26 protein-coding genes are annotated in these 22,268 nt (G+C 58.1%); 13 read left to right on the top strand and 13 right to left on the bottom strand.

The features are described from left to right. Window positions 1–45: 45 nt before the first annotated feature. From JNM42_RS18635 to JNM42_RS18620, 4 genes are read right to left on the bottom strand one after another with little or no spacing between them, the layout of a single operon-like run. Window positions 46–621 (bottom strand): YqaA family protein, encoded by a 576-nt coding sequence (locus JNM42_RS18635; RefSeq protein WP_294273857.1) that lies wholly within the window; start codon window positions 619–621, stop codon window positions 46–48. Next, complete coding sequence (locus tag JNM42_RS18630) at window positions 618–1,130, bottom strand: DUF2062 domain-containing protein (protein ID WP_294273871.1); 513 nt, start codon at window positions 1,128–1,130, stop codon at window positions 618–620. Before JNM42_RS18630 ends, JNM42_RS18635 begins: the two co-directional genes overlap by 4 nt. 5 nt (window positions 1,131–1,135) lie before the next feature. Continuing rightward, entirely contained in the window at window positions 1,136–1,318 is a 183-nt protein-coding gene (locus JNM42_RS18625; protein WP_294273855.1) for a hypothetical protein, read from the bottom strand. Window positions 1,319–1,340: 22 nt separating this feature from the next. Further along, a complete protein-coding gene (locus JNM42_RS18620; RefSeq protein ID WP_294273852.1) occupies window positions 1,341–1,697 on the bottom strand; it encodes a hypothetical protein in 357 nt (118 codons plus the stop codon). 120 nt (window positions 1,698–1,817) lie between these two features. Between JNM42_RS18620 and JNM42_RS18615 the strand changes: the two genes are divergently transcribed. Beyond that, the gene (locus tag JNM42_RS18615; protein ID WP_294273851.1) at window positions 1,818–2,237 is read left to right on the top strand and encodes a LysR family transcriptional regulator; all 420 of its coding nucleotides are present in this window, start codon (window positions 1,818–1,820) and stop codon (window positions 2,235–2,237) included. A gap of 217 nt (window positions 2,238–2,454) precedes the next feature. After that, window positions 2,455–4,203 carry a sulfate permease gene (sulP, locus tag JNM42_RS18610; protein ID WP_294273848.1) on the top strand — a complete coding sequence of 583 codons (1,749 nt, stop codon included), beginning with the start codon at window positions 2,455–2,457 and terminating at the stop codon, window positions 4,201–4,203. Between the two features lie 135 nt (window positions 4,204–4,338). Here sulP and JNM42_RS18605 read toward each other — a convergent pair whose 3' ends face one another. From JNM42_RS18605 to JNM42_RS18595, 3 genes are all read right to left on the bottom strand, one after another. Continuing rightward, complete coding sequence (locus tag JNM42_RS18605) at window positions 4,339–5,274, bottom strand: metal ABC transporter substrate-binding protein (RefSeq protein WP_294273845.1); 936 nt, start codon at window positions 5,272–5,274, stop codon at window positions 4,339–4,341. 152 nt (window positions 5,275–5,426) lie between these two features. Next, window positions 5,427–6,314 carry a metal ABC transporter permease gene (locus JNM42_RS18600; protein WP_294273843.1) on the bottom strand — a complete coding sequence of 296 codons (888 nt, stop codon included), beginning with the start codon at window positions 6,312–6,314 and terminating at the stop codon, window positions 5,427–5,429. Continuing rightward, window positions 6,314–7,096 (bottom strand): ABC transporter ATP-binding protein, encoded by a 783-nt coding sequence (locus JNM42_RS18595; protein ID WP_294273840.1) that lies wholly within the window; start codon window positions 7,094–7,096, stop codon window positions 6,314–6,316. The genes JNM42_RS18600 and JNM42_RS18595 overlap by 1 nt, the downstream gene beginning before the upstream one ends. A gap of 312 nt (window positions 7,097–7,408) precedes the next feature. On the opposite strand from JNM42_RS18595, the gene JNM42_RS18590 reads away from it, so the two are divergent. Next, on the top strand, window positions 7,409–8,893 hold the full coding sequence (locus JNM42_RS18590) for a lytic transglycosylase F (RefSeq protein ID WP_294273837.1): 1,485 nt from the start codon (window positions 7,409–7,411) through the stop codon (window positions 8,891–8,893). Between the two features lie 43 nt (window positions 8,894–8,936). Here the strand turns inward: JNM42_RS18590 and JNM42_RS18585 are convergent, their stop codons facing one another. Then, complete coding sequence (locus tag JNM42_RS18585; protein WP_294273834.1) at window positions 8,937–10,592, bottom strand: NAD-binding protein; 1,656 nt, start codon at window positions 10,590–10,592, stop codon at window positions 8,937–8,939. A gap of 118 nt (window positions 10,593–10,710) precedes the next feature. Here JNM42_RS18585 and tadA point away from each other — a divergent pair, with 118 nt between their 5' ends. Both tadA and JNM42_RS18575 read left to right on the top strand, forming a co-directional pair. Then, window positions 10,711–11,172 carry a tRNA adenosine(34) deaminase TadA gene (tadA, locus tag JNM42_RS18580; RefSeq protein ID WP_294273831.1) on the top strand — a complete coding sequence of 154 codons (462 nt, stop codon included), beginning with the start codon at window positions 10,711–10,713 and terminating at the stop codon, window positions 11,170–11,172. Window positions 11,173–11,174: 2 nt separating this feature from the next. Further along, window positions 11,175–11,657, top strand: a complete 483-nt coding sequence (locus JNM42_RS18575; RefSeq protein WP_294273828.1) for a L,D-transpeptidase — start codon at window positions 11,175–11,177, stop codon at window positions 11,655–11,657. Here the strand turns inward: JNM42_RS18575 and JNM42_RS18570 are convergent. Together JNM42_RS18570 and JNM42_RS18565 are read right to left on the bottom strand one after the other, a co-directional pair. Next, window positions 11,627–12,406, bottom strand: coding sequence for an NRDE family protein (locus JNM42_RS18570; RefSeq protein WP_294273825.1), 780 nt, complete (start codon window positions 12,404–12,406; stop codon window positions 11,627–11,629). The genes JNM42_RS18575 and JNM42_RS18570 overlap by 31 nt on opposite strands. Window positions 12,407–12,429: 23 nt before the next feature. After that, window positions 12,430–13,446, bottom strand: a complete 1,017-nt coding sequence (locus JNM42_RS18565) for a folate-binding protein (RefSeq protein WP_294273823.1) — start codon at window positions 13,444–13,446, stop codon at window positions 12,430–12,432. 190 nt (window positions 13,447–13,636) lie between these two features. Between JNM42_RS18565 and mltG the strand changes: the two genes are divergently transcribed. The 6 genes from mltG to JNM42_RS18535 are packed head-to-tail and all read left to right on the top strand — an operon-like array spanning window position 13,637 to window position 18,128. Continuing rightward, the gene (gene mltG, locus JNM42_RS18560) at window positions 13,637–14,656 is read left to right on the top strand and encodes an endolytic transglycosylase MltG (protein ID WP_294273820.1); all 1,020 of its coding nucleotides are present in this window, start codon (window positions 13,637–13,639) and stop codon (window positions 14,654–14,656) included. Continuing rightward, window positions 14,646–15,269, top strand: coding sequence for a dTMP kinase (gene tmk / locus JNM42_RS18555; RefSeq protein ID WP_294273814.1), 624 nt, complete (start codon window positions 14,646–14,648; stop codon window positions 15,267–15,269). The genes mltG and tmk overlap by 11 nt, the downstream gene beginning before the upstream one ends. Further along, complete coding sequence (gene holB, locus JNM42_RS18550) at window positions 15,266–16,294, top strand: DNA polymerase III subunit delta' (protein ID WP_294273812.1); 1,029 nt, start codon at window positions 15,266–15,268, stop codon at window positions 16,292–16,294. Before tmk ends, holB begins: the two co-directional genes overlap by 4 nt. A 7-nt stretch (window positions 16,295–16,301) precedes the next feature. Then, complete coding sequence (locus tag JNM42_RS18545) at window positions 16,302–16,682, top strand: PilZ domain-containing protein (RefSeq protein ID WP_294261266.1); 381 nt, start codon at window positions 16,302–16,304, stop codon at window positions 16,680–16,682. Between the two features lie 10 nt (window positions 16,683–16,692). Then, entirely contained in the window at window positions 16,693–17,475 is a 783-nt protein-coding gene (locus JNM42_RS18540; protein WP_294273809.1) for a TatD family hydrolase, read from the top strand. Continuing rightward, window positions 17,472–18,128 carry an ankyrin repeat domain-containing protein gene (locus JNM42_RS18535; protein WP_294273807.1) on the top strand — a complete coding sequence of 219 codons (657 nt, stop codon included), beginning with the start codon at window positions 17,472–17,474 and terminating at the stop codon, window positions 18,126–18,128. Before JNM42_RS18540 ends, JNM42_RS18535 begins: the two co-directional genes overlap by 4 nt. Window positions 18,129–18,134: 6 nt before the next feature. Here JNM42_RS18535 and JNM42_RS18530 read toward each other — a convergent pair whose 3' ends face one another. The 3 genes from JNM42_RS18530 to JNM42_RS18520 all read right to left on the bottom strand — a co-directional run bounded on the left by JNM42_RS18530 (window position 18,135) and on the right by JNM42_RS18520 (window position 21,361). Then, window positions 18,135–19,520, bottom strand: coding sequence for a 3'-5' exonuclease family protein (locus JNM42_RS18530; protein WP_294273804.1), 1,386 nt, complete (start codon window positions 19,518–19,520; stop codon window positions 18,135–18,137). A gap of 132 nt (window positions 19,521–19,652) precedes the next feature. Then, window positions 19,653–20,087: a DUF1178 family protein gene (locus JNM42_RS18525; protein WP_294273801.1), complete on the bottom strand. Its 435-nt coding sequence runs from the start codon at window positions 20,085–20,087 to the stop codon at window positions 19,653–19,655. Between the two features lie 191 nt (window positions 20,088–20,278). Further along, window positions 20,279–21,361, bottom strand: a complete 1,083-nt coding sequence (locus tag JNM42_RS18520; protein WP_294273798.1) for a Fic family protein — start codon at window positions 21,359–21,361, stop codon at window positions 20,279–20,281. A 51-nt stretch (window positions 21,362–21,412) separates the two neighbouring features. Here JNM42_RS18520 and JNM42_RS18515 point away from each other — a divergent pair, with 51 nt between their 5' ends. After that, window positions 21,413–21,658 carry a hypothetical protein gene (locus JNM42_RS18515; RefSeq protein ID WP_294273796.1) on the top strand — a complete coding sequence of 82 codons (246 nt, stop codon included), beginning with the start codon at window positions 21,413–21,415 and terminating at the stop codon, window positions 21,656–21,658. 340 nt (window positions 21,659–21,998) lie between these two features. After that, on the top strand, window positions 21,999–22,220 hold the full coding sequence (locus JNM42_RS18510; protein ID WP_294273792.1) for an AbrB/MazE/SpoVT family DNA-binding domain-containing protein: 222 nt from the start codon (window positions 21,999–22,001) through the stop codon (window positions 22,218–22,220). The last annotated feature ends 48 nt before the right edge of the window (window positions 22,221–22,268 follow it).

Raw genomic sequence — 22,268 nt, 5'->3', positions numbered from 1 at the left:
GCAGGTAAAGACGTTTCATCGGTTCTCCTTGACGTTAGGGATCGCTCAACGGAAAGCCAGCAAGCCGGCAGCCAGCGCCGCGACGGTGGCCCAGCCCAGGCGATCCACATAGCGGTGCAGTGCCGCTTCCATGCGCGCACCTCCCCAAGCCATCAGGGCAGCGACCAGAAAGAATCGCGCGCCGCGTCCGATCAGCGAAGCCAGGGTGAAAGGCAGCAGCGTCATGGCAAGCGCACCGGCCGCGATGGTGAATACCTTGTAGGGTATGGGTGAGAACCCGGCGATGAACACTGCCCAGAAGCCCCATTGTTCGAACCATGCCACCGCCGTTTGATAGGCCGGCCAGTAGCGACTCTCCTGCAACCAGGGCAACAGCGCATCGATGGCAAAGTAGCCGATGGCATAACCGAACAGCCCGCCAGCTACGGAGGTGAGTGTCGTCAGCAGCGCCAGATGCCATGCCCGATGCGGCTGCGCCAGGCACATCGGCGCCAGCATCACGTCCGGCGGAACCGGGAAAATCGAGGATTCGATAAAACTCATCCCACCCAGATACCAGGGCGCATGCCGATGCCGGGCCCAGACCATGGCCCGGCGATAAAGCGGCGAAAACAGTCTCATGGGCGCGCGCGCCGCCGCTTCGCAGCGACGTGCCAGATCCAGGCTCGGGAGATCAGCAGGTAACTGGTAATGGCGGCGAAGCTGGCCGTGATTGCCAGGCCGGCGAACAGCGGCAGGCCGATCGAGCCCAGGCTTTCCAGGATGCTAAAGGGATTGGCCAGCGATACCGCCGCCGTGGCGGAAGTTCCCGTCGCCCAGGTGCCCAGGTGATAGGCGGCGTAGTAGATGGGCGGGACGGTCAGCGGGTTGGTTACCAAGGTGCCGGCGGCGGCGATCGGTACGTTGGCGCGCAGTAAGACCGCTGCCGTGGCGGCGAGCAGGATCTGGGCAACGGGGATCAGCAGGCCGACGAACAGGCCGATCGCCACGCCCATTGCGACGCCACGGCGCGAGCAGTGCCACAGTTTCGGGTTGGCGAGACAGGGTGCCAGTCCACGCAACCAGGGGTTGGCCTCGAGTTGCTCGCGGCTGGGCACCAGTGCCCGCAGGCGGTGGATCACGGCAGACATCGTCCTCAATCGTCCCCGCTCATGAAGCCCGGCAACTGCTGCAGGCTGGCGAAAAGATTGAAGATCGAGATGAACAGCAGCGTCATCGACAGCAACATGGAGGTATTGCGTATCACTCTGTTGTTTGCCAGGGCGGATTCCATGTTGCCGCGAGGCAGCGCACTGGCTTGTTCCAATAAATGACACATGTGGGTCGGTGGCCTCGGTTGATCAGACGTCGGCCAGCAGCGAGTTGATCTGACGCATACCGCTATGGTCGATTTTGACAATTCTGGATGAACGGCGTGAAACAATCTGGTGCAGTCTGTCGACAGCACGAGCTACCGCCTGGCAGATATCGCTCGCCAATTCCTCGATGACTATGAAAGAGCCGTCCTTCATCGTCAGCACAATACGGCATAGCTTATCGGCCCCGCTACGATCGGCACCATTGATGTCATTCAATTGTAGGGTGGCATCCTGAATGCCGTGAGAAAACCGGCCAAGCGCAACGTCGAGTTTATGCGCGGCAAAACGGCGCAACTTCGAAGAATCAGGAAGGCTCTTGATCTGGATTTTTACTCGCATGCCTTTTCTTCTGTAAATGGCAGTAATTACTGATTATTTTGTATCCTACCCGTATCCCTGCCTGCGGTATATTCGTATGTTAAGCATTAAAACTACGTTTTTTTCGAACAGTACCTGACCATGAACCTCAAGCATTTGTACAGTTTCTGGAAGGTCTCCAATCATGGCGGTGTAATCAGGGCTGGCGAGGCAATTCACATATCGCCGCAAACCCTGAGCGGGCAAATCAAACTGTTCGAAGAACAGTTCGGAACAGCCTTGTTCAACCGCAAAGGACGCTCGCTTGAACTTGCCGGGGACGGAAAGCTTGCGTACGAGTATGCAGATGAGATGTTCGTTCTCGGCGCCGAACTGGATCAGGTCAAACGAAATTTTCCGACGGGACGCCCAGCGGAGTTCAGGTTTGGAGTTTCGGATGCCATACCGAAATCTCGTGCGTATCGCCTCTTGCGCCCGGCAGTTCGCTTGCCCGATCTGTTATGGACCCTCTGCCGCGAATGGCGACTTGACCGCCTGTTGGCCGTACTGGCTCTGCATTGACCGGGTCTGATGATCTCGGACTCGCCTGTTCCGTCAAATAGTGATGTTCGCGCCTACAGCCACAAGTTGGGCGAATCTGTCCAGACATTCGGTTATGAATAGTTGAGGATGACTTTCAGGCGCAAGCAGTTCAAAATCAAAAATGACTGTGTATTTTCGATTGTATTTAAGCTGCACCCTTGAATGGATCGCGTCTGAAGCTGGAGATGGTTTGACGATGAACGCCCTCAGGCAATTGCTGCCCCGCTGGATCAAGGCTTACCCGCGAGCACAATTTACTGGCGACCTGCTCGCCGGGCTGATCGTCACCCTGCTGGTGATCCCGCAGAGCCTGGCCTATGCCTTGCTTGCGGGTTTGCCGCCGCAGGCTGGCCTGTATGTCAGCATCTTCCCGGTCATCGCTTACGCTCTGTTAGGCAGCAGCATGACTCAGGCGGTGGGGCCGGTAGCGATCACCGCGATCATGACCTTTACCGTTCTCAGCCCGCTGGAAACACCGGGAAGCCCGCACTACATTGCGCTTGCCGCCAGCCTGTCGCTGCTTTCCGGCGCGTTGATTCTGGCCTTTGGCCTGTTTCGTCTGGGTTTTCTTTCGCAATTGTTGAGCCGACCGGTGATCAGTGGCTTCATTTCTGGATCCGCCGTGCTGATCGTTATCAGCCAGTTCAAATTACTGCTCGGCGTAAATGTAAGCGGCGCGACGACCTGGCAGATCCTTTATTCCCTTTATGAAAATGTGTCTCAGGCCAGACCGATCACCATGTTGACCAGCGGGGTGGCCTTGCTCGTGCTTTATACATCGCGCCTATGGATGCCAAAGGCCCTTGGCCGGATCGGGCTTTCCATGCAGAGAGCAGTCATTCTGGTTCGCTTGATGCCGTTGCTCGTTGTCGTGGCTGCAACGCTGATGGTGGTTGAGTTTGATCTTGATCGAACGCAGGGACTCGCGGTGGTCGGCAGCGTCCAGGAGGGGCTGGCTTCCTTCACGTTCTTTCTCCCGAGTTTGGTCTCGCTCAAACTATTGACGGTACCCGCCATGATCCTGGCGCTGATTGGCATGGTGCAGAACATCACCATGGCGCAGGCGCTGGCCATCAAGCAACGCGAACGGGTTGATGCCAACCGCGAGCTCGTCGGGCTGGGTGCCGCCAACATCGTTGCCGCCTTTTATGGCGGAATGCCGGTCGGTGGCGGGTTGTCAAGGTCGGCGATCAACGTCGCGTCGGGGGCTCGTAGTCCGCTGGCCAGTATCGTTTCGGCCATGGTCATGCTGTGCATCGTCGCCGCAGGAACGCACTGGTTTGCCAGGCTGCCGCTCGCGGTACTGGCGGCAAGCATCGTCATCGCCGCCATCGGCTTGATCGACGTCAAGGCTTTTCGCCAGGCCTGGTCCTATGACCGTGCCGATGCCCTGGCCCTGCTCGGAACCGGGCTGGGGGTGCTTGTTCTTGGGCTGGAGCTGGGAATAGCCCTGGGCATCGGTTTGTCGCTGGCCACGCTGTTGCTTCGTGCCAGCTCGCCGCATATCGCCGTCATCGGGCGGATTGCCGGTACCGAGCACTTCCGCAATGTCGAACGGCACGGGGTCGAAACCATTCCCGGCGTGCTGTTCCTGAGGATCGACGAAAGCCTGTTTTTTGGCAACCTGAATGCCGTTGAGTCGCGTCTTGGTGTTGAACTTGAAAAAGCGGCTGACCTGCGTGATGTCGTGCTGATCATGAGCGGAGTCAATCGGGTGGACACCACCGCCATGGAAGTGCTCAGCGATATCAACCGGGATCTGGCCAGCCGGAACATTCGGCTGCATCTGGCTGAGGTCAAGGGGCCGGTTCAGGATCGACTGATCTGTTCGCCGCTCTGGAAGGCCTTGTCCGGGGATGTCCATCTGTCGGCCAACCGTGCCTTCGAGGCTCTTCGGCCGCTTGCGTCGGTGCCAGTTCCAGAGCCGCCGGACTGGATCATTTGACTTCAAGATTGGCGCTGATCTTCAGCCAACGGTAGCCAGGCTCACTCCAGGTCAAGGTCAACACCGGCAAGCGGTAGTTGGCTAGAAACACCTGCCTTTCCAGGTTTCGTCCCCTTCGAGGCCATCGTCCCTCCTTCACTTGCCGAGCGCTGCCGCCAGCATTTTCGCGTTATGCCGCATCAGGTCGAGGTAGGTTGGTGCCGGTCCCCCGGCTTTCGACAGCGAGTCGGAATACAGGGTGCCGCCGATGCGTGCTCCCGACTCCTGCCGGATACGTTCGAGCAGGCGCGGATCGGAGATGCTTTCCAGGAAAACGGCGGGAATCTTCTCGCGGCGAATCTGTTCGATGATGCGCCCGACGTCGCCGGCAGAGGGTTCGGCATCGGTGTTGATGCCAACCGGTGCGATGAAGCCGATGCCATAGGCGCGACTGAAATAGCCGAACGCATCGTGCGAGGTAACCACCCGGCGTCGCTCAATGGGTATCGTTTTGAAGGCCTGGCGGATCTCGCCGTCAAGCGCGCTGATCTCTTGCTTGTATTTGGCCGCATGGGCCTGATAGACGGCCTGGCCCGCCGGATCGGCCTCGCTCAGCGCCTGCGCGATGTTGTCGACATAGATCAGCGCGTTGGAGAGATCCTGCCAGGCGTGCGGATCAACATCGCCGTGCTGAGCGTGCCCCCTTTCGTCCTTCAGGTGAGGCAATTTGATTGTCTTGACGCCGCTGCTGGCCGTCAGCACCTTGCCGCGATAGCCGGAGGACTTGATCAGGCGCTCGATCCAGCCTTCGAATCCAAAACCATTGACGACGACCAGCCGGGCCTGGGCGAGCGTTCTGGCATCGGCCGGTGTTGGTTGGTAGACGTGGGCATCGGCGTCCTGGCCGACCAGCGTATGCACCTGAATGCGCTCGCCGCCAACGCGCTGGGTCATATCGCCAACAATGCTGAAAGTGGCGACGACGTTGAGGGTTTCTGCCGCCGCACTTCCGATCAAGCTGATCAAGCCGATGAAGACAAGAAAGCCAAGGGTTGCCAGGCGGCCAAAGCGGCTTTTCGGAAACGATTTCATCGGATTCTCACTGTAGCGGGAGGTTGGAGAGCAAGGAAGAAAATCCCTACTACCAGGACAAACACCAAGTTTCACCTGGAAAGGCAAGAAGTTAAGAAGTTAACATGGTGCTGCTTGGTGTTCCAGGTGGCTTGGTGGTAAAGAATTTGCACTTATCGCTCGAAATGCCAGCGCGGACGCAGCCGGCTGATCAGCGGGCCATGCGGGCCGATGACCATCGACAGAATATAGAGGCCGCCAAGCGTCAGGACAATGGCCGGGCCTGCGGGCAGGTTAACATAGTAGGAAAGGAGCAGGCCGATGAGCGAACCGGTAAAGGCGATGACGACGGCGACCAAGATGAGCGGGACGATATTGCCGACCCAGAAGCGTGCGGCGGCCGAGGGCAGAATCATTATGCCAACGGCCATCAGCGTACCGAGCGCATGAAATCCACCGATCAGGTTAAGTACGACGAGAACCATGAATCCGTAGTGCGCCAGCGGACTGAGGCGGCTGATACGCGCCAGATGTGCCGGATCGCAGCATTCGAGTACGATCAGGCGCAGGCCGATGGCGATGGCAACGATCGAACACGAAGCGAAGCCGGCCAGCAGGAGGAGGGCGGCATCGTCCAGCGCGAGGACGCTGCCGAACAGCACATGCAGCAGATCGACATTGCTGCCGCGCATGGAAATGATCAGCACGCCAGCCGAAAGCGAGATCAGGTAGAAGGTGGCCAGACTGGTATCTTCCTTGATCACCGAATTGCGCGCGACGCCGCCGGCCAGCACGGCCACGGCGATGCCGGCGACGAGGCCACCGATGGTCATTGCCGAGAGCGAAAGCCCGGCAATCAGGTAGCCGACGGCGGCACCGGGCAGAATGGCGTGCGAAATGGCATCGCCGGCCAGACTCATGCGGCGCAGCATCAGGAAGACACCGATCGGCGTCGCACCCAGCGCAAGGGCCAGACAGCCGGCCAGTGCGCGGCGCATGAAGCCGAACTCGATGAACGGCGAGACGAGCGGGAGTCCAGGCAGCGAGTCGAGCAGGCCCATCAGTGAGAGTGCCCCGCGTTTTCATGGGCGTCGGCGCTACAGATCGCGGCCGCATGGGATTCACCCTGCGCTTCGGCCAGGTGGCGGGCTCGCAGCAGATTCGCTTCGCTCAAAACCTCCGCCGTCGCCCCTCGCGCCACGAGCTCGCGTGCCAGCAAGAGCGTTTCTGGATACTCCTGACGAACGTGTTCGAAATCGTGCAGTACGCTGATTACTGTGCGGCCTTCGCCATTCCAGCGCCGCACCAGCGCTGCCAGGTCGCGTACCGTATTGGCGTCGATGGCGCCATAGGGCTCGTCAAGCAGTACCAGCGGAGAATCCTGCAATATCACACGGGCAAAGCGCGCCCGTTGCAACTGGCCGCCGGAGAGCTGGCCGATCGGCCGGTTTTCCAGCCCGCTCAGACCCACCGCTGCGATCGCCTCATCAATGCGCTGTCTGGATGCCTGATCGAAGCCACGGAAGGCGCCGAATCGAGACCACAGCCCCATGGCGACAAAATCGTGGATGACGATGGGGAAGCTGACATCGAGCGTCGATTGCTGGGTGAGATAGGCGATGTTTTCGCGCTTGAGGCCGATCAGCTCGACTCGCCCCTGCATTGGTCGAAGCTCACCGACGATGCCTTTGAGCAGCGTCGATTTCCCGGCACCGTTGGGCCCGACGAGGGCCAGCAGGCTTCCGGCGGCAATCTCGCCATTTAGATGGTGCACCGCGGGATGCCGTTTGTAGCCTAGTGTCAGGTTATCGAAGCGGAGAATTGTCGCTGCTGCAGGGTTCATGACAGCGCCCAATGGATCGTCACCCATAACAGAAGCAGGGCGCCAGTAGCCCAGAGCAGGCGAGAGACGACGCCTGCACACAGGGCAGGGTTGGGACGGGCAGAGGGGGGCGGCAAGCTGTTTTTCAATCCGGGCGGCATTGGAGCGGGGCCATCTTTTTTCAAGGGAGTAGATAATGCAACAAAGTTGCATAAAGGGCAAATGTTCCGCACGTCCTGCCTCTTGTATCGTTCCATAGGCTTGGTCAATTGCCTTCCCGGCGGCATCAAGGCAGTATGAGCCGACTGTGATTGTTTGTTGAGGGGTAATCCGATGAAACCACGTTTCCTTCTCACTGTGCTGCTTTCGATTTGCCTGCTTTTCCCACTCCCTGCGAGGGCAGCGGCGAAAGCGGAAAGCGGACCTCAGTCGGCGGCCAAACCCCGGCAGCTTGCTTTATCAAGCAAGGCGTGGAGCGGCGATTTCGAGAAGATGCTTGATCGGCACATGATTCGCGTCCTTGCTCCCTATAGTCGCACCCTGTATTTCAATGACAAGGGGCGCGAACGTGGCCTGACAGCGGATGCAGTTCGGGATTTCGAGCTTTATCTGAACAGGAAATACAAGAAGCGCCTGGGTAACCGGCCGTTGACGGTCTACATCATTCCGACGACGCGTGACAAATTGCTGCCGAATATTGTGGCCGGCGTCGGAGATATTGCGGTCGGCAATCTGACCGTCACCGAAGAACGATTGCAGCAGGTCGACTTCTTCGTGCCGGGCGACCTGAAGCCGGTGAACGAGATCGTGGTCAGCGGGGCGAATTTACCCCTGCTTGACTCGGCCGATCAGTTGTCCGGCAAGACCGTTCATGTGCGTCTCTCGAGCAGTTATCAGGACAGCCTCGAAGAACTGAACGAGAGGTTGAAAAAGGCCGGCAAACCCCTGGTGAAAATCGTTCTGGTGCCCGACGCGCTGGAAGATGAGGACATGATGGAAATGCTCGGTGCCGGTTTGTTCGAGCTCATCATCGTTGACGACTGGAAGGCGCAGATGTGGGCGCAGATCCTGCCGAAGATCCGCTTGCACCCGCAGGCGACGGTGCGCACGGGCGGGGAAATCGGTTGGGCGGTACGCAAGGGCAGTCCTGAGTTGCTGGCAGCGCTTGACGATTTTTTCACCAATCACATGAAGAAATTGAACCTGTCTGAACAACGCTTGAAGCAGTACATGCAGCGGGTGAAGCAGATCAGGAATTCTTCAGCGGATGAGGACTGGAAACGATTTGAGGATACCCTCTCGCTGTTCAGGAAGTACGGCAGCAAGTACAACTTTGATCCCCTGATGCTGGCAGCTCAGGGTTATCAGGAGTCGGGGCTCAATCAGCAGGCGAAGAGCCATGTCGGCGCCATCGGCATCATGCAGGTGATGCCGGCAACCGGTGCTGAACTGGGTGTCGGGAGCATCCACGTCGCCGAAGCGAACGTCCATGCCGGTACCAAGTACATGGATATTTTGATGAGCAAATACTTCCCGGATGCCCATTTCAGCGAAGCCAACCGCCCGCTGTTTGCCTTTGCCAGCTACAACGCCGGCCCCGGCAACATCGCGAAGATGCGCAAGGAAGCGGTGAAACGCGGTCTCGATCCCGACAAGTGGTTCAATAATGTCGAACTGGTGGTGGCGGAGAAGATTGGTGTGGAAACCACCAACTACGTGCGCAATATCTACAAGTACTATGTGGCTTACCGGCTCACCCAGGAAGCCATTGAAACCTCGCGAGCGGCGCGCGAGCAAGTGGCTCCGACCGCACGGTAGACCTGAATTATGGGGCGCACTGGTTGGTGCGTCCGGCGTTCGTTCAGGTACTTGGCGCAGGAGCCGTTGAAGCCTGGAACTCGCGCTGGTAGCGCCCCAGACTGCTGATCGACCCACAGACGAAAAGGGCGTCATCCGGGCGCAGCAAAAAGTCGTCTTCGAATTCGACAAACACGTCTTGCCCGCGCTCTACCGCGACGATCTTGGCTCCTGTCTGATCGAGCGCCTCACTGCGCCACGGATGCGCACCGGCCAGGGTGCCCGCCCGCAAGCGACTGAACTTGATCCGGTTTTCGACCGGGATGACCTGCTCGTCAAGCAGATGATAGCCTAGAATCTGTCCGGCAACCTGTCCCACCGAAATGGCGAAGTCGGCTCCTGAACGGTAAAGCCGCTCGGTATTCGGCGCTCGATTGACGCGCACGATGAGCGGTACCTCGGGTGCGTAGTCGCGCACCACGGCCGTGGCAAATACCGATTCGCTGTCATCGCTCAAGGCCAGAATCACCGCACTGGCCTCACGAACCCTGGCCTGGTTGAGGGTCGTCTGCTCGAGCACGTTACCGACCACATCGATTCCCGTTCCGGATAGCCGGTCAATCACGATGCAGGTTTCCTTGGCGTCATGCAGCATTTCAATGACCTTGTGCCCGACTGCACCGTAGCCGGCCAGTACAATCGGGCCGGTTCGGTCGATCGGTACGGCCATTCGTTCCACTTTTTCCAGATTGACATGAGCGCCGACAATAACCAGAATTGCCCCCGGTTCCACTCGCGTCTCCGGGCCTTTGGTCGTCGTAAAAACCCCTCCGGCCCATTGTCCGATGACCGACACGCCATGTTGTTCGCGAAGGTGCAAGTCCCCCAGCTTCTTCCCGGCCAGCGGGCTGCCGGCACGAACGCGAAATTCCGCCATTCCCACCCGGGTTCCAAGCAGATGCATGCCTTCGGCCGGCGGGCTGATGCGCCTGCTGGCGCGCGAAGCCAGGGCGGCACCGAGCACATGCGCCGGGGTGAATACCTCGGTGGCGCCAATCTGAAGCATCGGTGCCCGGTACAGCGGTTCGTCAGCCAGTGCGTAGAGCGGGCCGGTAAACCCACATTCGCGCACAATGAGCGCGCAGGTGGCGTTGGCGTGATCGCCGGCGTTGGTGACCACCGCGCGGGCCTGTTTTACGCGCAGCAGAACCGAGGGATCTTCGGCCAGCTTGCCAAAAACGACGTTGTACCCCCGGTCACGCAGGTAGCGTGCCAGCGTCAGGTTCTCTTCAAATATGACGAATGGACTGTTCAAGCGCCTGAATTCCTCCAGCACGGATTCGATTGCCGGTCCATAGCGGTAGAAAAGCACCTTGCCGGCCATCGGTGGCAATACGTGTTGCAAGCGGACTTCGAAGCGCTCTTCAATGTAGGGCAAGACCAGTACCGGAAAGATCAGGAAGACCAGGAACTGGCCGATAAACGGAGTGACGATAACGAACAGGGCCATGGCCGGATGGTTCCAGCGATTGTCGGCGCCGTAGCCCGTGTTGGTAATGGTTTCGGAAGCCCACTGAATGCCTTGCAGAAAAGTGCGCGGTGCGCCTTCAAGATGATCCATACCGAGCATGTAGATCATGCCGAGAACCAGAACCGCAGCCGGCAGAAGGGTGAGAAGCGCCAGCAGGCGCCTGGTCGAACGCTTTAAGCTTTTGAGCATGTCATGTGACTCATGAAATCAGTAATCCGAAGTATCCTCGGCGTTGAACGCTTGGTCAAACAGGTGTTGACCAAACTTGAGGCATCAAGCGGCTTGATGAGTAAGGTAAAATCACCCGATGAAAGACGAATTTTTTATGCGCGAAGCCCTTTCGCAGGCGCGCGCTGCCGAGTGCCTTGGCGAAGTGCCGGTGGGTGCGGTCGTGGTGCGCGAGGGGGTAATCGTCGGGCGGGGGTTCAATTCGCCAATCGGCGAAAGCGACCCGACAGCCCATGCTGAAATCGCCGCCTTGCGCGATGCGGCGCGCACGCTTGAGAACTACCGGCTACCCGGCTGCGAGCTCTTTGTCACGCTGGAACCGTGCGCGATGTGTGCCGGGGCCATTCTGCATGCGCGTATTGCGCGGGTGATCTATGGCGCCCGCGACCTGAAAACCGGGGTTCATGGGAGCGTCGTTGACCTGTTCGCCGTTGAACGCCTGAATCACCATACCGAGGTGGTGGGGGGGGTTCTGGCCGAGGAATGCAGTCGCCTGCTCTCCGGCTTCTTTGCCGGGCGCCGTGGCAAAGGCGAGCACTAGTCATGCGTATCCATATTTCGATTGCGCAACAATCGTTGACCCTTTTTGACGCGGCCGGACAGGTGTTGCGTCGCTATTCGGTGTCCACGGCCAGCCGCGGGGTCGGCGAACAGCGCGGCAGTTACTGCACGCCGCGCGGCAAGCATCTGATCCGCGCCAAAATCGGCGCCGGGCAAGCGGCAAATACCGTCTTTGTTGCGCGCCGTCCGAGCGGTGAGATCTATTCGTCCGAACTCGGCGCGGCCTTTCCGGAGCGCGACTGGATTCTCACGCGAATTCTCTGGCTGTCCGGGTGTGAACCGCAGCTCAACCGGCTTGCAAACGTCGATACCATGCGCCGCTATATCTACATCCACGGAAGCCCGGAGACGGTTGCGATGGGTACCCCGGGGTCGCACGGCTGCATACGGATGCGCAACGCGGACATCATTGAACTGTTTGACCGGGTACCGGTTTACACCCCGGTAGAGATTTTCGAGGACTGAAATGTCTCACTCACCTCACCGAGCGGAACAGCATTCCGGCCAAAACTTCGTTCGACCAGCGTGACCCGACCGGTCCGATGCATGGTCAGCAGGGTTGAAGCGCGCGTGCCGTATTTCGGCGAACTGACGAAAATGGCTGAGAGAATACGCTCCCATTCAAGCGGGACACCGGTTTCGGGCAGGTGGGTATCGGCAACGATTTCCCGGTCAGCGAGCAGTTCGAAGAAGCGAGCCGAATCCGGCAAATGTTGCAGTGCCTTGGCAAAAGCCGTTTTGGCGGCCGCAAGCTTCGGCCATGGCGTATCAAGCAGATGGTTGGACAGACCGTAGATTCCCGGAACCAGCCAGCGCGGCCCCGGCCCGCGGTTGGAGCAATAGCCCAGCCTTTGCTCGTCAGCAACGAACAGGTTGAATCCGTTGAAATCGGACCGGCGTTGGGACAGCGCATCAAGAAATCTTTCAGGATCGCTTCTAGCGGCGAGGAAATCGGCGACCAGCGCCCCGCGCGAAGGCGAATCGACGATTTGCCGACCGCCTTCACGGAAATTGGTCAGAGCCGCGAAACGTTGCCGACGGCTGACGCCCAACCAGGTTCCGCCGGCTTCCAGATCACGTCCGGCAAGAATTTCCGGGGTGTCTGCCCAGAATCCGGCAGGTGCAGAAGGTCGGGCAAAGAACTCGTCCCGGTTGGCGGCAACGACCAGCGGGTAATCGGGATGAGTACGCCAGGCCAGAACAATCAGGCACATCCGAACTTGCCTTGGCCTTGAAACTATGACACGACAGCTTCGATAGCGCTAAGCTGGCCACCGGCTACTTCGAGGCGGAGATTGTCGGTTTCGACAAAACTTTCCTGGACGACAGCCAGCGCATCATAGCCGCCAGCGGGTGCCGGCGCCGCGTTGGCGACCATGCCGCATGGGCTCTCGGGGTGTTCCGGAGCATAGATCGCCGTCCCCGGCGTTATGGCAGTGGCGGCGTGGATGCGGTAGAGATGACGCTTGACCTTGCCGAGATACTGAGTGCGCGCGACGACTTCCTGGCCGGGGTAACAGCCTTTGTGGAAGCTGACGGCACCCAATTTGTCGAAGTTGGCCATCTGCGGCACGAAGGCCTCTTTCGTGGCATCGGTAATCAGCGGAATGCCGGCCTGGATATCAAGCCATTGCCAGACCGCAGTGCCTGCCGGGCGGGCTATTGCGGCAAGCTTCGTCCACAGGTCTGCCGCTGCTGCGCTGACCACGACGATGATCAAGCGTGTTCCGTCAAGACGAATGACCCGACCGCTGGCAAACGAAGTGGTTTCCAATACGCTGGTCGGTACTGGCAAACCGGCATTGAGCAGGGCCGCCTCGGCCTGAGGACCGGAGAAACCAATGACTTCATGGCCGCTGGAAAGCTCGGCAATCTTGACCCGGGAGCGCAGAACAAACATTTGCAGGCGTTTCTGGATGGTCGCCAGCAGATCGGAAGCCAACAAGGCCCGATAGTCGGATCCATTGCGATAGAGGAGGAAACTCGCCAGCATCCGACCCTTGGCTGTACACCAGGCCGTATGCTGGGCAGAACCCGATGCCAGATGATTGATGTCGCTGGTCAACTGATTGTGCAGGAATGACTTTGCCTCTTCGCCTGAGCATTCGATGAGGCCGAGATGCACGAGGGGCGAAATGATCGTCGCATCGCGTGCGCTTGCCAGCTCCGCGCCGATATCGCCAAAATCCTTGACCAGTCCGTTTTCGATACGTGCGCCGGTGACACAAAGGAATTCTTGCCAGGTGGAGTTCATCGTTGCAATTTTCCCCAAGATATTTTCAAGCAGAGCATTGTCGACCCGAAACAGAGTAAGCCGTCCCCGGCGAGACACCCGGATTCGACCACTGTGCGAGGTCGACCGGGATGCGGCGTAGCGGTTTCGGCTATTATATAGCCACTCCACCCCCATTCCGGACTTGAGGCCGCTTGGCCGCGACGAATCGATGCTTAAACGGATAAAAATACTGATCGTACTGGGTCTTGGTCTGATCCTCGTGTCAGGCGGCGTTTTATTCTGGCTGGTTTCATCGCCGCTGACCTTGCACAGCGAGCTGGTCGAATTTGACATCACCCCCGGAAATGGCATGCGCGCCGCCGCCAGGGAAATTGCCGGCGCCGGGGTGGCACTCCAACCCTGGCTGTTCATCATGCTTGGCAAGATACTGCGTGTCGAGAAGTCAATCAAGGCGGGAAGTTACGAGATAGAAAGGGGAATCAGTACGCTTGATTTGATGAACACGGTGACGCGCGGTGACGTGACGCAAACCGAGATCGCTTTCATTGAAGGCTGGACCTTCCGCCAGATGCGCGAGCGACTGGATGCGCACCCGGACATTCGCCACGATAGCAAAGACTTGTCTGAGGCAGAAATCATGCGCCTGATCGGCGCCCCGAAAGGCGCCGCAGAGGGTCTGTTCTTTCCCGATACCTATCTTTTCGCGAGGCAAAGCCGCGATCTGGACGTGCTGGCGCGGGCCTATCGAAACATGCAGCGCCATCTTTCCCGCGAGTGGGAGGCGAGGGCGGCCGGGCTGCCCTATGGCGATGCCTATCAGGCCTTGATCATGGCCTCCATCGTTGAAAAGGAAACCGGGCGTGATCAGGACAAACCACTGGTGGCGGCAGTCTTTGTCAACCGCTTGCGTCAGGGCATGTTGTTGCAGACGGATCCGAGCGTAATTTACGGTGTCGGCGAAAAATTTGACGGCAACCTGCGCAAACGTGATCTGCTCACCGACACCCCTTACAACACCTACACGCGCGCCGGTTTGCCGCCCACACCACTGGCCATGCCCGGCCTCGCCTCACTGCAGGCCGCACTGCATCCGGCACCCAGTCAGGTGCTGTATTTTGTTGCGCGCGGTGACGGCAGCAGCCAATTCTCAACGACGCTGGATGAGCATAATCAAGCGGTGAACCGCTATCAGCGGGGTGGCAAACCAGGTGCAGGCATTGGGCAATAAACGGGGCAAGTTCATCACCTTCGAGGGGATCGACGGTGCCGGGAAAAGCAGCCATATTGCCGGCGTTGCCGATCTGCTCGGTAAACACGGCTTGCGCGTGGTAACCACCCGTGAACCGGGCGGCACGCCGCTCGGTGAAAAACTCCGTGAATTGCTCCTTAACGAGCCGATGCATCTTGAGACCGAGGCCATGCTGATGTTTGCCGCCCGCCGCGAGCATCTGGCGCAGGTTATCGAACCGGCGCTGGCGCGTGGCGACTGGGTGCTCTGTGACCGCTTCAGCGATGCGAGCTATGCCTACCAGGGTGGCGGGCGAGGTCTGGACAAACAGAAGCTGGCCGCGCTTGAACAGTGGGTGCACGGTCATCTGCAAGCGGATCTGACCTTGCTCTTTGATCTGCCGCCTGCGGTTGCCGGCGAACGCATTGCGGCGCAAGCGCGCAAACTGGATCGATTTGAACAGGAGCGTGCCGATTTTCATTCCCGCGTACGCCAGGCCTACCTTGAACGTGCGCAGTCGGCACCACGACGAATTCAGGTGATCAATGCCGATCAGCCACAGGCAGATATCAAGAAACTGGTTGAGGAATCAGTTATTACTCATTGTTTATGAATATAATTGAACTTCATGCTGAGGCTTGGGCACTGCTTGCCGTTCGACGCGAACTACTGCCGCACGCCCTGCTGATTTCGGGTCAGCGAGGGATCGGCAAGTTCGACCTGGCGCGCAAATTTGCCGAGTCATTGCTCTGCGAGAACCCGACTGCAGACGCTCAGGCCTGCGGCGTCTGCTCAGCCTGCGGCTGGCTGGCACAGGGAAACCACCCGGATTTCCGTCTGCTGCAACCCGATGCCTTGGGCGAGGCGGTAAGCGATGACAGCGAAGCGGGCGGCAAGAAGAAGCCGAGTCAGCAGATCACCATTGACCAGGTTCGTGCGCTTGATGACTTCCTGCATGTCGGGACTCATCGTCACGGTGCGCGGGTCATTCTGATCAATCCGGCCGAAGCAATGAATCGTTCAACCGCAAATTCTCTTCTTAAATCACTTGAGGAACCGATTGCAAGTACATTGTTTATATTGGTTACTAGTGAATCAGATCGTTTGCTGCCAACGATTCGTAGCCGCTGTCAGTCCCTGCTGATTCCACAACCCTCGCAGAGCAGGGCCGAACATTGGTTGCGTCTGGCGGGCGTCAATGAGGCCGCCCGCTGGTTGGCGCTGGCTGGCGGTTCGCCATTGCTGGCGGTCGAACTGGGGAGCGAGGAGCATGCCCTGCTCGACGCCTTGATCGACGAATTGTCGCGTGGCTGTAAAATTGATCCGCTGTCCGCCGCTGCCGCCGTTGATCGGGTGGTAAAAGCTGAGAAACGTCCGGCGCCCCTGAAGCGAATGATTGAGTGGTCGCAAAAGTGGCTTTTCGATCTGACGCTGATCAGCGAAGGGCTTCCCCTGCGCTTTTTTATCGCGCAGGATCAACTCGTGCGGCGCCTCGCTAAATCAAGCGATACCGCCAGTCTGTTGGCGTTTAACAGGAAAACGATACAATACAAGCTGCAATGTGAACAACCATTGAATACTCGCCTGTTTCTTGAGGAGTTTTTCCTGAGTTACGCGGCCTTGTTCAGAACGTCCTGAGGCGAACATGCCAGAAGCAGTCAATGCCAAACCTGCCGTTGCCGTCGCGCCGCGCCCGAGTGTTCTATCGCTCAACATCAGTTCGAAGTCGGCGCTTTACGCTGCCTTCATGCCGCTACTGCGCAATGGTGGCATCTTCATTCCGACGACACGTGCCTACAACATTGGTGACGAAGTTTTCATGCTGCTGTCGCTGATGGATGACCCGGCCAAGCTGCCGATCGCCGGCACGGTAGTCTGGCTCACGCCAGCCGGTGCCCAGAACAGCAAGGCGCAAGGAATTGGCGTGCATTTCAAGAATGACGAAAGCGGCATCGAGGCACGGCGCAAGATCGAAGGGCTACTCGGCGGTGTGATGCAATCGAATCGCCCGACCCATACCATGTGATCGCGATCCGATGCTTGTCGATTCACACTGTCATATTGACTTTCCCGAACTTGCTGAAAACCTCCCCCAGCTTCTCGATCTGATGCAGAAGAACAAGGTCGGCTGCGCCGTCTGCATCGGAGTCAATCTGGAAGATTTGCCCCGTATTTTGCTTCTTGCCGAGGCTCATCCCAACATTTTTGCCTCCGTTGGTGTGCATCCTGAGGCGGCCGACGTGCGCGAACCGACGCTCGCCGAACTGGTCAATCTGGCCAGGCATCCGAAGATTATCGCCATCGGCGAAACCGGTCTCGACTATTATTGGCACAAGGATGCACCGGAATGGCAGCGTGAACGCTTCCGTACCCATATCCGTGCGGCAATCGAGGCTGGAAAACCGCTGGTTATCCATAACCGCGAGGCAACCAGCGATACCTTGCGGCTGCTGTCCGAGGAGGAAGCAGGGCAGGTTGGCGGTATCATGCATTGTTTCACCGAGAATTGGGACGTTGCCAAAGCGGCGCTGGCGCTGGGTTTCCATATCTCCCTTTCCGGCATTGTGACCTTCAGGAATGCGTTGGTCATCAAAGACGTTGCGCGCCGGGTTCCGCTGGATCGTTTGCTTATCGAAACCGATTCACCCTACCTGGCGCCGATGCCGTATCGCGGTAAAACAAACCAGCCGGCTTACGTAATGTACGTTGCCGAAGAAATCGCCCGTTTGCGAAATATTTCATTCGAGGAAGTCGCCAGAGCGACCACCGATAATTTTTTCCGCCTTTTCCCTCAAGCCAGAACGAGAGTTTACCTATGAAGATCATTGCTTTACTATTTGCGCTGTTGCTACCCGCCCTGGCCTCGGCTGGTGCTTATGAGGACATGGAAGAGGCGCTGATTCGTGGCGATCCTGGCGCCGCAATCAACCTGATCAAGCGTGGAGTCGATGTCAATACGGTTGATAAAGCGGGCAATACGCTGCTGATCCAGGCCGTTCGGCGAGATGTTCCGGAATTGTTTGATTATTTGCTGCTACGCCGCGCAAAGCTCAATGTACGCAACCGGAACGGCGAAACCGCGCTCAGTCTAGCCGCCTATACGGGTAAGCTTCAGTACGTGCAGCGCCTGGTTGAAGCCGGCGCCGAGGTCAACTTCTATGGCTGGTCGCCACTGGCGTACGCAGCCTACAATGGCCATACCGCAATTGTCGATTACTTGCTCAAACGCGGTGCCGAGATCGATGCGAGAACCGAAAACGGCTCAACCGCCCTCTTTTTTGCAGCGCGTTTCGGACACATCGAAGTCATCAAACTGCTCCTGAAAAACAAGGCCGACCCGACGCTGGCCAATGAGAACGGGGACACGGCGATTGACTGGGCCTTGAAGAGCGATAACACCGACATCGCTGATCTGCTGCGTGCCGCCGGAGGGCGCTCAGGCAGGGCAGTGGTTATCGATTTTTCAAAGTGAGCGCACTCAAGGCCGGGGCAGGGGCAGCACACGGACTTTTCCTGCCTTCAGAAACTTGTTGATGATCCGGTAGATATCCGGGTCGAAGCGGCTTTCGCTGCGTTTATCCAGGAGATCATGAAGCGCCGCTTCGTCATGCACCGTACCCAGGTGACGCCAGCAACTGATCAGGTGGTAATCCTCACGCATTCCGAATTCGTCGCGCTCGATCAGCGCCACTGGCCCCGCGAAGGGCCATTCGCTTAACTTGAACTTCGCCAGTGCCGTCATCAGACGAACACTGTGCAGCGAAACTGCCTCCTTGCCCACACACACGCCGCGACACGTCTTCTGCCTGAAGCCAATACAGGCTTCACCCGGTTTTCCGGCACCCAGCCCGATCTGGTTATGGCACAGGCGGTGTGCTTCAGCAAGTTTGCGCAGGGCATGCATGGCCTCACGCCGGTTCATGTACAGACCAAACAGATCGTTGGCGAGCGCAAAGTCCACATCGCGGGCATTGACCAGTTGCGGGCGAAAATCACCCTCGCCATGCCGAATCAACTGCCATGAGCAGAGATCGTCCAGGGGCTTGCGTGTGGCATCGGACAGTTCAAGTTCGTGCAGCCGCGCGCCAAGCTCTCCGGCCGCTTCACGCCACTCGATGCGCCAGGTATCGCGCACCAATGCCGTTTCGCGTTTGCCAGGGGCAAAATGTGCGAATACCTGCTGACGAATATTGGTGCTGCGCTTGATCAGCAGAACATTGCCGTCTTCACCATACATGGCATACGCGCCCGGTGCTTCGGGCAAATCGTCGATCAAGGAAGGGTCAAGCTGCGTCGGCAAGTCCGGCCGGCCGACAATGGCCTCAATGGCGTTGCGGATGGTCGCAGAAGGCAACAACTCGTGCCAGCGCTGCCAGAGATCCCAGAGTACCTGCGCATCCGCCAGGGCGCGGTGACGATCACCGACTGTGATGGCATGGCGCGCCAGCAAGGCATCAAGGCTGTGGCGGTGATGTTCGGGAAAAAGTTTGCGCGATAGTTTGACGGTGCACAAATTCGGCGCTCGAAATTCGATACCGATGCGTTTGAATTCACGCTTGAGAAAGGTGTAGTCAAAACGGGCGTTGTGCGCGATAAAAAGACGTCCTTGCAGCTTTTGAAGAACAAGGGGCGCCAATTGCTCAAAGCGTGGCGCAGAAGAAACCATCTCCGAAGTGATTCCGGTCAGCTCGGTGATGAACTCTGAAACGGGTGTTCCCGAATTGACCAGCGAACTCCACTCGCACGATCCCTGTTGATCGACCTCAACGAAACCGATCTCGATGATTCGATCATTGGCGAAATTTGCGCCTGTGGTTTCAAGATCGACGAAAATCAGCGGCTCGGGGGCAAGGTCGGGATTCATCGATGCGGGATGGATTCTTTGATAAATTCCGGCAAACCTCTAATGAAAGCCTTTATCCACCTGGAAACTTGCACTTCTGAAAAGCGCATAATTTGTATTATGTAAAGTTTAGAATAAAGGTGGAAATAGCCCCTAGTTCAAATCCTCTTTCTTGAGGATCGGCAAGCGCATCACTTCGATGCCCTCTTCGCGCAAGGTTTCGTACTCTTCCATGCTGGCTTCGCCACGGATCGAACGTAACGGAGTTTCCATGTAGTAAATCTTGCGGGCTTCCTGCGCAAAATCCTTCCCTACATCTTCACAATTATTGACAATCGCTGACATGAGTTGCTGATAAGCGGCAAGCATTCCCGTCTGAGCACTGATGGCAGGCAATGAGTCATTTGAATCGGGCGTATTTACCGGCTTGGCCAGATGCACCGCAGAGGGCACACGGCGAATTTCTCTCGAACCACAATGCGGACAAGAAATCAATCCCTTTTCAAGCTGAATGTCGTAGTTGTCCTGCGACTGAAACCAGCCTTCGAAGGGATGTTCCTGTTTGCAGCACAAGTCAAATATGATCATTCTTAAAAGGCACTTGAATTTAAAGGGTGAGGATGGCTGGAACCGGATTCAATCCGCTCAAAGACTTGCGGGACATAGGGCGAACTTTTACAGGCGAGATACTTACACCCAAAGTCCCCCCCAATGCAGATTCCAGCGGTTCCAAACAGGCTGGAAAGCGAAGTCTACCAGATCAGCCCATGCTCACCGGCTTAAATTGAGAATTGAGCGCCCTTCCCCAGCAGACAATGCGGGGTCGATGTTTTCGGCACGGGTCTCGGCTTCTTTAATACGCTCTTCAAGACATAGCGGCCGGTCTTGTTGCCACCGATCTTTTCGACCACGCCCGCATAAAGCAACGGGCGTAGCAGATCCATCGCACCCTGCCGCGATACGCCTAGCGCCGCCCAAATCTCGGCCGGCGCCATGCCGCCATGATCGCGCAACAGATACAGCAGTTGTTCCTGGCGCGGACGCAAAACCAGCTTCTCGGCGGAGCCAACCTGCAAAGTTTGAATCCGCAGCAACACGCGTTCCAGTGTTTGGCGCAATCCCGCCGCGCAATATTCCAGCCAGGCGCTCATGTCTTCCCCGGCCTCGCGCACACCTTGGAGCGCGGCATAGTAGGCGCGCCGATCCTCCCAGTAATATTCGTCCACGGCAAAGATGTGATGCGTGTCGAAGCCGCGCCGGTAGAGTTCCCATAGTGCCAGAGCGCGTCCGGTACGTCCGTTGCCGTCGGCGAAGGGTTGGATGGCCTCAAAGCGGTAATGCAGGATCGCCGAACTCAGCACAGGCGACAGCTTTGCCGCCGCGCTGTTCCACCATTCCAGCAGCTCAAACATCAGTCCGGAGACCGCATCCGGCGGCGGCGGATGGTATTGCCCGACCTGGACGGCAATCATCCGGTATTTCCCTGCTTCGCCCTGGTCCATCACCTCGCCGGCCAGAATGCGGTGCAGTTCGAGAATGTCCGCATGATGGAAAGCCTTCTTGGCGGCATGCTTTTCCACATAACGTAGCCCGGCGAAATAATTGATCACTTCGCGCATCGGACGTGCGCCGGGCGTGGAAAGCTCGCGCCCCTCTTCCAGCGCACGCACCTGTTCGAGTGTCAGCGGGTTGCCCTCGATCGCCGTCGAGGCATGGACATTGCGAGTGCGGGTGTCTTTTTGCAGGGCGGGAATCCAGGCCAGATCCACCACCGCGTTCTGGATGCGCTCGCGAAAGGCCGCCACCTGCTCGACTTCGGCCAGCAGGACCGGGGTGATGTAGAAAAACGGAACATAGGCCATGACGCTAGCCTAAGTTAAATTCAAGCATCAGTCAAGTATAAGTCAAGTTTTGTGTCAAGCCGACTGAAAGTCGGCACTGGCGACACATCTTTACCAAATCCAAACCTCCGCCGTACCCGCGACCTGCTGCTGCCTCATCTGCTCTCTCGCCGTGAGTGGACGTTCAAGGCGGTGATCGAGCACTTGTCGGCCATTCGGATCCAACGCGTGAAAATCGCCCATACCGAGTTCGATCAGGTGACCCAGCCCGACGATGATCAACAGCGCATTCTCGATTTGCTGGGCGTTAAGCTCTAATCCCGTCTGTAACCACTTTTATGAAACAGTAAAATCGCTATAAACCCTGTGCTACCAAAGGGTTTGGCTTGTCGGGGTAAACAAGGTACGTTGAGACTGATTGCTGCCTGCTGACAAAGTCATACCCGATGTCGGTTCCACTCCGTTTGCTGCCGTTCGACGTCGCAATGCTCGCATGATGGCTAAAGACCCGCATCGGTAGCTGGATTCTCCGTGATTCCAACGTCGGGCAACTGAGAACACTCGTCACTTGGCCATAAGGATTGTCTGCCATTCTTGCGAGCGCTAACATTCCTCTCAAGTAAATGAATGTTGAAAGGTAAGGAATATGCTCGCCACGATGACATCCAAAGGTCAGATTACCATCCCGAAGCCGGCGCGCGATGCCTTGCAGTTGCATCCCGGTGATCGCGTCGAATTCGTTTTCGGCGACGATGGGCGCTTGTTTCTGCTCCCGGCAACCCGGCCGTTGGGAAGCCTGAAGGGCATGCTGCCCAAGCCAGCCCATCCCGTCTCGCTCGAAGAAACGGATGCGGCCAGTGCCGCATCCGGTCGCCCATGATCGGGCTCGACACCAATGTGCTGGTGCGCTATCTCACGCAGGACGATC

The sequence above is a fragment of the Propionivibrio sp. genome (genome assembly GCF_016790145.1).
Lineage (GTDB): Bacteria > Pseudomonadota > Gammaproteobacteria > Burkholderiales > Rhodocyclaceae > Propionivibrio.
Note: the sequence above shows the minus strand (reverse complement) of the source record. Positions and strands in the feature narration are given on the sequence as shown.

Bases quoted from the DNA above. Each gene is read 5' to 3' on its own strand.
- JNM42_RS18545 (WP_294261266.1), top strand. From the start codon at position 16,302: ATGCCAGAAGCAGTCAATGCCAAACCTGCCGTTGCCGTCGCGCCGCGC.
- holB (WP_294273812.1), top strand. From the start codon at position 15,266: ATGAATATAATTGAACTTCATGCTGAGGCTTGGGCACTGCTTGCCGTT.
- mltG (WP_294273820.1), top strand. From the start codon at position 13,637: ATGCTTAAACGGATAAAAATACTGATCGTACTGGGTCTTGGTCTGATC.
- JNM42_RS18595 (WP_294273840.1), bottom strand. From the start codon at position 7,096: ATGAACCCTGCAGCAGCGACAATTCTCCGCTTCGATAACCTGACACTA.
- JNM42_RS18585 (WP_294273834.1), bottom strand. From the start codon at position 10,592: ATGCTCAAAAGCTTAAAGCGTTCGACCAGGCGCCTGCTGGCGCTTCTC.
- JNM42_RS18570 (WP_294273825.1), bottom strand. From the start codon at position 12,406: ATGTGCCTGATTGTTCTGGCCTGGCGTACTCATCCCGATTACCCGCTG.
- JNM42_RS18530 (WP_294273804.1), bottom strand. From the start codon at position 19,520: ATGAATCCCGACCTTGCCCCCGAGCCGCTGATTTTCGTCGATCTTGAA.
- tadA (WP_294273831.1), top strand. From the start codon at position 10,711: ATGAAAGACGAATTTTTTATGCGCGAAGCCCTTTCGCAGGCGCGCGCT.
- JNM42_RS18620 (WP_294273852.1), bottom strand. From the start codon at position 1,697: ATGCGAGTAAAAATCCAGATCAAGAGCCTTCCTGATTCTTCGAAGTTG.
- JNM42_RS18600 (WP_294273843.1), bottom strand. From the start codon at position 6,314: ATGGGCCTGCTCGACTCGCTGCCTGGACTCCCGCTCGTCTCGCCGTTC.
- JNM42_RS18615 (WP_294273851.1), top strand. From the start codon at position 1,818: ATGAACCTCAAGCATTTGTACAGTTTCTGGAAGGTCTCCAATCATGGC.
- JNM42_RS18565 (WP_294273823.1), bottom strand. From the start codon at position 13,446: ATGAACTCCACCTGGCAAGAATTCCTTTGTGTCACCGGCGCACGTATC.
- JNM42_RS18520 (WP_294273798.1), bottom strand. From the start codon at position 21,361: ATGGCCTATGTTCCGTTTTTCTACATCACCCCGGTCCTGCTGGCCGAA.
- JNM42_RS18525 (WP_294273801.1), bottom strand. From the start codon at position 20,087: ATGATCATATTTGACTTGTGCTGCAAACAGGAACATCCCTTCGAAGGC.
- JNM42_RS18590 (WP_294273837.1), top strand. From the start codon at position 7,409: ATGAAACCACGTTTCCTTCTCACTGTGCTGCTTTCGATTTGCCTGCTT.
- JNM42_RS18605 (WP_294273845.1), bottom strand. From the start codon at position 5,274: ATGAAATCGTTTCCGAAAAGCCGCTTTGGCCGCCTGGCAACCCTTGGC.
- JNM42_RS18630 (WP_294273871.1), bottom strand. From the start codon at position 1,130: ATGTCTGCCGTGATCCACCGCCTGCGGGCACTGGTGCCCAGCCGCGAG.
- sulP (WP_294273848.1), top strand. From the start codon at position 2,455: ATGAACGCCCTCAGGCAATTGCTGCCCCGCTGGATCAAGGCTTACCCG.
- JNM42_RS18575 (WP_294273828.1), top strand. From the start codon at position 11,175: ATGCGTATCCATATTTCGATTGCGCAACAATCGTTGACCCTTTTTGAC.
- JNM42_RS18540 (WP_294273809.1), top strand. From the start codon at position 16,693: ATGCTTGTCGATTCACACTGTCATATTGACTTTCCCGAACTTGCTGAA.
- JNM42_RS18510 (WP_294273792.1), top strand. From the start codon at position 21,999: ATGACATCCAAAGGTCAGATTACCATCCCGAAGCCGGCGCGCGATGCC.
- JNM42_RS18535 (WP_294273807.1), top strand. From the start codon at position 17,472: ATGAAGATCATTGCTTTACTATTTGCGCTGTTGCTACCCGCCCTGGCC.
- JNM42_RS18635 (WP_294273857.1), bottom strand. From the start codon at position 621: ATGAGACTGTTTTCGCCGCTTTATCGCCGGGCCATGGTCTGGGCCCGG.
- JNM42_RS18625 (WP_294273855.1), bottom strand. From the start codon at position 1,318: ATGTGTCATTTATTGGAACAAGCCAGTGCGCTGCCTCGCGGCAACATG.